The organism is Blautia faecis, from assembly GCF_027662325.1.
GTDB lineage: Bacteria > Bacillota > Clostridia > Lachnospirales > Lachnospiraceae > Blautia_A > Blautia_A faecis.
This window is the reverse complement of sequence record NZ_JAQDKY010000046.1, coordinates 20042-27333: the sequence shown is the minus strand read 5'-3', so window position 1 is coordinate 27333 and position 7292 is coordinate 20042. Positions and strand designations below refer to the sequence as shown.

The window sequence follows — 7292 nt, the reverse complement described above, 5'->3', positions numbered from 1 at the left end:
GTTGCTCACACGCACCAGGGTTTTTGTTTATCTAGCCGTATTTAAATAATCAGAATTTTATTCAACTTCTGAAAACTGATCTTTTCCAACATTACATAATGGGCATTCAAAATCTTCTGGAACGTCCTCCCACTTTGTTCCTGGTGCAATACCACCTTCAGGATAACCTTTCTCTTCATCATATTCCCATCCGCAAACGTCACATACATATTTCATTAGTTTGTTCCTCCTTCTATTATTATAATAATCAATATTACTGATTACCTTTTATTTAAAATAATCATTCAATCATCATTTTTTCCGTTCAAAAACATATTCTGCATCTGATGATAAATCAGAGCGGAATGAATAGCCTAGTCTATCAAATTTCTTAATATCCTCAGGATTTTCAATTCTGTTTTCAGCCATGAACCTAACCATTTCACCACGGGCCATCTTAGCATATGTACCTTTTGTCACCAGTTTATCTCCCGATAACTCACAAAATGTAATCGTAATGTATCTATCCTGTCGTGTCAGATATTTTTCTATGCACTTAGAGTATTCTTTCGATGCCAGATTGATTACTGTTATCAATCACTGAGCGGTATAATAAATCTCCCCAGTACTCATACAGATTTTTTGTTTCTCCTATTCCAACCTTCGTCTGCATTTCCAAACGATAAGGCGTCACACCATCCCTTGGTTTTAACACACCATAAAATGCAGATATTATTCTCAAATGTTTTTGTACATACTCGAACTGACTGTCCTCAAACACGGATGGAGCCATATATTGAAAAGCAATTCCTTCATATGATAAGACAGCTGGGGTAAGTAAATGATAAAGATCCATGTTTTCCAATCTATTGAAGTTCTGTTCTGTAATTTTGTCATTACATTTCCAGATAGTCTTCAGTTCTTCTTTTGACTTACTTTTCAACCAACTTTGTATCTCTGTCGTCTTTTCAATAAATTCAGGCAATCCATCCGGCGCTATGCTGTCAGTATCTGTAATCATCTTTTTAGCAGGGGATAATATTATCTTCATTAATCTAATTCCTTGAGCATATTTTCAGGATCATCTGCAGCCTTGACTTTATCATTTGCCTTTATAATAATCCCCTGTTCATCAATAAGATATGTGGTTCTTACTACTCCCATAGAGACTTTTCCATAATTTTTCTTTTCTTTCCATACATCATATGCTTCAATAACTTTCCGCTCTGGATCTGCTAAAAGTGTAAATGCCAATCCATATTTTTCCTCAAATCTCTTATGAGAGGATACAGAATCCTTACTGACTCCAAGAATAACTGCTCCTTTTTCGGTAAACTGAGGGTATCGCTCAGAAAACCCACATGCCTGTTTCGTGCATCCCGCTGTATTATCCTTGGGATAGAAATATAAAATCACTTTTTTTCCTGTATAATCCGATAATCTATGTATTTTCCCATTTTGATCTGGCAACTCAAAATCCGGTGCCTTAACCCCTACTTCCAACATTATTTATCCCTCCCTTTCTGTATCTTTCTCTTTATTCGCCTTTTTCTTCCTATTCCCGGTAATCATTTTATGACCTGTATATATCGCCATTACCATACATAACATAGAACTTAAAGCAAAGTATTTGTGACTTGATTTTTGCTTTTTATATCCAGTGTAAAAAGTCCCAAGCATTGTGATCAATGCTCCTACTGACCAATATTTATGTGCTTTCATGTAATTCCTCCATTTTTTCAGTGTATTCAATTCTAATTATACGCTACCATATTCCTATGTCAATTTGATAATAGAACATTCCTATAAAATTTTTCAAAATATCATTGTCAAAACTATGTATTGTTATCCTTTAATTTTTATAATAAAAACACAATAAAAATCTGATTATCCGCTAAAACACAGTATCTATCAGCATTTTCAAGAAAACAAATACATCAATTTACTACTTATTTACTACTAACGAATGAGCCTTGATACGCAAGTTTTCCTAGATATGCAAAGATATGGTACAGCACATCAGTATTAAAATAAGAAAAAATTGAATAACTCATAGACTATGGAACGCCTAACATGACGTTCCTTTTCTATTTCCAGCCGTTCTTATTGGACGGCTATTTTATTACCCAAAATGAAAGGAGCATTAGATTTATGAAAAAGATGTTAAAACGATTGTGTACGGGCTTCTTAGCTCTTGCAACTGTCGTTACTGCTTTACCGACTACACCCGTCCATGCAGAAAGTAAGCAATACTGGACGGAAAGTGCAGAGCGTGTCGGTATCATTGAAAAAGTAATGAATGACGGTTCTATCGGTTCGACATTCAATGAGGGCTATATGAAAGTCGAGGGCGAAACTGCCTATTGTATCGACATTAACACAAACTTTAAGAACGGTTACAAGACCAGAGCTGACGCAAGCTCACGCATGAGTGCTGACCAGATTTCAGATGTGGCGTTATCCTTAGAGTATGTCAAACAGTATGGCGAAGCTCACAAGGAACTGAACTACAAACAAGTCTATCTGTTGGAACAATGTGTAGTCTGGCAGAGATTGAGCGTACATTTTGGCTGGCAATGTGATAACGTGCGAGCTTCTTATGATGAAATTCCAAAGGCAACACAGGACGAAGTTTTCTCTGGTGCAAAAGCCTTTATCAAAGAAAATAAAGGACGCTATGAATGTGGCGGTTATATCTACTCTGGCGAGGGGCAGGAATTAGGACAATTCTGGGCGAAGCTGAATGTCGGAAATGCGAAACTGCAAAAGACTTCCAGTAATACCAGCATTACCGACGGTAACGGGAATTACTCTATTGCAGGTGCAACCTATGGTGTCTTTTCTGATAAGGACTGTACGAAACAGCTTGCCACCCTTACGACTGATGAAAACGGAAATACAGATGTTGTAGAGGTAAAGGCTGGCACAGTTTATATCAAGGAGTTATCCGCACCAGCAGGATATAAAGTAGATAAAACCATATATTCCTTAAAGGTTGAAGTTGGAAAGACAGCAATTTTGAAAGTATCAGATACGCCAAAAGTAACGGACACTTTGATTGAGCTTTTCAAGATTGATATGGAAACACAGAAAGACAATCCGCAAGGGAACGCTTCTTTAGCAGGTGCGGAATTTACATGGAAGTATTATGCAGGCTTCTATAATAAAGACAATCTCCCTGCCGAAGCTACTCGTACATGGGTTACAAAGACAATCGCTGAAACAGACAGCGACGGGACAACTCACTACATCGCAAAATTAGCGGACGCATACAAGGTATCTGGCGATAGCTTCTATATGCAGGACGGCAAGGCGGTTCTTCCACTTGGAACGCTAACCGTTGAGGAAACGAAAGCTCCAAACGGCTACTTGTTAGACGGTGCATATATGCAGGCTGGCGATAAGTCCGAACAGATAAAAGGCTTATATGTAACACAGATTACAGAGGACGGCGACCTTGCCGTACTTACTGGAAGTAACCAGTTTTCTGTATCAGACAAGGTTATCCGTGGTGGTGTGAAAATTCAGAAACGAGATTTAGAAACGGGCGATACAAAGCCACAAGGAAGTGCTACCTTGAAAGATACTGCTTTTGACATCATTTCCTTAAATGATAATGCGGTATTGGTTGAGGGCAAATTATACAAGAAAAATGAAGTGGTAAAAACAATCCATACCGATATTGAGGGTGTCGCTTCTACTTCTTCTGACCTTTTACCTTATGGAAAATTCCGTATCGTTGAAAGTGAAGCTCCCGACGGTTACTTAACTGACGGTGCAAAGCCGATTGATTTTACAATCACAGAAAATGGAAAAATCGTGGACTTAACCGACGAAGCTCATTCTATCTATAATCAGATTAAGCGTGGAGATATTGAGGGTGTAAAAATCGGTGCAGGTACACACAAGCGTCTTGCTAATGTTCCCTTTAGGATCACAAGCAAGATGACGGGCGAAAATCATGTCGTGGTAACTGATGATAACGGGCAATTCTCCACTTCTGCTGAATGGGCTTCTCATAAGCACAATACAAACGCAGGAAAGACCAGCGAGGACGGTGTGTGGTTTGGAACTTCTGAACCAGATGACAGCAAAGGTGCGTTACCTTATGATACCTATATCATTGAAGAATTACGCTCTGATAGTAACAAAGGTTTTGAACTTATCCCACCTTTTGAAATCGTGGTATCAAGAAATAACCTTGTGATTGATTTAGGAACGCTGACTGATGAATACGAAAAAGAAATCTCTATCCATACCACAGCGACCAGCAAAGACGGCGAAAAGACTATCCTTGCAGGAAAAGAGATTACGATTGTTGATACTGTCAAATTAGACGGACTTACAAAAGGCACAAAGTATCAGTTAAAAGGCTGGCAGATGTTAAAAGAAGAAAATGTAGAACTTCTTATCAATGGAAAACGTGTGGAAAATGATTATACCTTTGTCGCTGATGATGAAGAAATGAAAGTGGAAATTTCCTATACATTTAATGCGTCTGCTTTAGGTGGCAAAAACCTTGTTACCTTTGAAGAATTGTATGATTTCAGCAATCCAGACGAACCCGTAAAAGTTGCGGAACATAAAGACATTGAGGACGACGGACAGACGGTACTTATCACAGAGCGTATCGTCAAAATTCATACGACTGCTACGGATAAGGACGGCAACAAAGAGCTTGAAGCTGGAAAAGACGTTACAATCATTGATACCGTAATCTTAGAGGGCTTAGAAGTCGGTACACAGTACAAACTTGTGGGCTGGCAGATGTTGAAAGAAGAAAATGCAGAGCTTCTTATCAATGGAAAACGTGTGAAAAGTGATTACACTTTTACTGCTGACAGCGAAACTATGAAAGTGGAAGTTGCCTTTACCTTTGACGCTACTTCTCTTGACGGCAAACAGCTTGTAACTTTTGAAGAATTGTACGATTTAAGCAATCCAGACGAGCCGAAGAAAGTTACCGAGCATAAGGATATTGAGGATAAGGGACAGACGATTACCTTTAAGGAAAAAACCAAAGTCCCAGAAGAACCAAAGAAACCCGAAACACCACAGACACCAGATACACCGCATAAAACAGACAGTCCAAAAACTGGCGATAGCACAAACCTTTACGGACTGCTTGCACTTCTTTTGACTTCTGGTGCTGGACTGGCAGGTATCTTCTTCTGCAAACGCCGTAAAATGAAGAAATCATAAGGCGGTAACGGTATGAGAAAAGAAAAATCACGTTCTCCGCCGATACCGTGTCGGCAGACTTCCGCTTATTCTGGATTGTCTGCTACTTACCTGCAAGAACACGGATAGTCAAGGGTGCGTAAGCATTGATTTTACCCTTTACTATCTGGGGGATTGCTGGTACTTCCCAAACCGCCAGAATAAGAAATCACAATCAAAAAACTTATCAAAAATAGAAAGAAATGAGGTAAAACACTATGGAAATGAAATATGTCGTGCCAGATATGGCACAGTCTTTTGGAACTCTTGAATTTGCAGGCGAAAGTGAGCCAGTCTTTGAAAGAGATAAAAATAACCGCAGGGTCTTAGCCAGACGAAGCTATAACCTTTATTCTGACGTACAAAAAGGCGAAAATGTTGTGGTAGAAATTCCCGTGCAGGCTGGCGAAAAGCATTTCAAGTATGAACAGAAAGTAAAACTTGTCAATCCGAAGTTATATGGCAGAGGTTACGCAATCGGGGATATGGGACATACCGATTATGTGTTGCTTGCTGATGATATTGTAGCAGTTGAAGAAAAGTAAAGGAGTGAAGAATTTATGAGATTATCAAACGGGTTTGTTATTGACAAAGAGAAAACATTTGGAGAATTAAAATTTACAGCGGTGCGAGATGTGTTCTTGCAGAATGAGGACGGGACACCGAGTACCCAGCTTAAAAAGCGTATCTATGATTTGAAGTGCAGTCTGCATGGTGGAATTATCCCCGTGTCCGTACCGCCAGAAGTACCGTTAAGGGAATTTCCGTACAATGCGGTTGTGGAGCTTGTCAATCCAGTAGCCGATACGGTATCAAGAAAAACCTATACGGGTGCAGATGTGGACTGGTATGTAAAGGCAGAGGATATTGTATTGAAGAATAAAAGCAACCAGAACGCAGGCAATACACAGAACCATACACCGCAGGGACAACCGAAAAAATAGACTTGCTGAATAGATTTTCGTTGTAGAGGATATACGGAACTGTTATAATATGGGTATGAAGAAAGCGACAAATTAAAATTTTTAGGGAGTGAGAATAGTATATGGACAGTTGGTTTACCGTCGAACAAATAGACCAAGATACATTCGTCATCAGCGAATACAAACACTGGGAAGAAACACATTGTTATCTATTGTGTGGGACAAAAAGAGCCATTCTGATTGATACAGGTTTAGGTGTTTCCAACATCAGAGAGGTTATTGATGGATTGACGAAACTGCCCGTTACAGTAATCACTACTCATGTTCATTGGGATCATATCGGTGGACATAAATATTTTCGGTCTATTGCAGTTCATGAAGCAGAAAAAGAATGGCTATCGGTCAAATTCCCTATACCTTTGCAAGTGGTAAAAAACAATATTATGTGCAATCCATGTGATTTCCCCTCGGATTTTAAGGTAGAGAAATATCAGATTTTTCAAGGGGTTCCGCAAATGATTTTACATGATGAAGATTGTATTGACTTAGGGAACAGAAAGTTGGTAGTTATTCACACGCCCGGTCATTCTCCCGGACATTGTTGTTTCTATGAAGCGGATAGAAAATATCTGTATTCCGGCGATTTGATATATAGCGGTTGCCTTGATGCTTTTTATCCATCAACAAACCCACAAGAATTTTGGAAGTCTGTTAGAAAAATTCAATCTTTAAAGATAAGTCGAATTTTGCCAGGACATCATCATTTATCTATTCCAGTTACTATAATTGACAAGATAGAGACAGCTTTTCACAACTTGTCAAATGAAGGGAAATTAAAACAAGGGAATGGTATATTCAGCTATGAGGGGTTTCAAATCCATATCTGAAATGCAATCTTAGTTTTACAATTTTATATCCCTACACACAAAGCAGTTAGTCTTAGGATTGACTGCTTTTTTCATACCCAGAAAGGAGTGATTGATTTATGCGTATGATTTGGAACAAAGGACACCGTATCAGAGCCAGCGACAAGCACCTTGTTTATCATTTTTCCATAGAGACGCTTCTGTTTGTGTTCGTGGCAGTTCTCCTGCTACTGAATAGCAAACAGCTCATGCGTACCGACTGGGAACATTTCAGCTTATTAGACAATGGCTTTACGCTTTCCCT

The 7292-nt window shown here is 39.0% G+C and carries 7 protein-coding genes and 2 pseudogenes; 5 read left to right on the top strand and 4 right to left on the bottom strand.

Translation table 11 applies throughout. The annotated features are described in order from the left end of the window. Positions 1-57 precede the first annotated feature (57 nt). From PGQ38_RS16750 to PGQ38_RS16735, 4 genes and pseudogenes are all read right to left on the bottom strand, one after another. Positions 58-216 carry a rubredoxin gene (locus PGQ38_RS16750; RefSeq protein ID WP_055055545.1) on the bottom strand — a complete coding sequence of 53 codons (159 nt, stop codon included), beginning with the start codon at positions 214-216 and terminating at the stop codon, positions 58-60. 75 nt (positions 217-291) lie between these two features. Further along, positions 292-1030, bottom strand: a pseudogene (gene yaaA / locus PGQ38_RS16745) (peroxide stress protein YaaA). Next, positions 1030-1485 (bottom strand): thioredoxin-dependent thiol peroxidase, encoded by a 456-nt coding sequence (gene bcp, locus PGQ38_RS16740; RefSeq protein WP_055060581.1) that lies wholly within the window; start codon positions 1483-1485, stop codon positions 1030-1032. Before bcp ends, yaaA begins: the two are co-directional and overlap by 1 nt. 3 nt (positions 1486-1488) lie before the next feature. Continuing rightward, positions 1489-1701 carry a DUF6219 family protein gene (locus tag PGQ38_RS16735; RefSeq protein WP_005421604.1) on the bottom strand — a complete coding sequence of 71 codons (213 nt, stop codon included), beginning with the start codon at positions 1699-1701 and terminating at the stop codon, positions 1489-1491. 429 nt (positions 1702-2130) lie between these two features. On the opposite strand from PGQ38_RS16735, the gene PGQ38_RS16730 reads away from it, so the two are divergent. The 5 genes and pseudogenes from PGQ38_RS16730 to PGQ38_RS16710 all read left to right on the top strand — a co-directional run. Beyond that, positions 2131-5181: an SrtB-anchored collagen-binding adhesin gene (locus PGQ38_RS16730; RefSeq protein ID WP_118347803.1), complete on the top strand. Its 3051-nt coding sequence runs from the start codon at positions 2131-2133 to the stop codon at positions 5179-5181. Between the two features lie 236 nt (positions 5182-5417). Next, on the top strand, positions 5418-5744 hold the full coding sequence (locus tag PGQ38_RS16725; protein ID WP_008792581.1) for a YdcP family protein: 327 nt from the start codon (positions 5418-5420) through the stop codon (positions 5742-5744). A gap of 15 nt (positions 5745-5759) precedes the next feature. Continuing rightward, positions 5760-6143, top strand: coding sequence for a YdcP family protein (locus PGQ38_RS16720; RefSeq protein ID WP_008687119.1), 384 nt, complete (start codon positions 5760-5762; stop codon positions 6141-6143). Between the two features lie 101 nt (positions 6144-6244). Then, positions 6245-7009, top strand: a complete 765-nt coding sequence (locus PGQ38_RS16715; protein WP_008687118.1) for an MBL fold metallo-hydrolase — start codon at positions 6245-6247, stop codon at positions 7007-7009. A gap of 98 nt (positions 7010-7107) precedes the next feature. Then, positions 7108-7292: pseudogene (locus PGQ38_RS16710) on the top strand (ATP-binding protein); the annotation flags it as partial.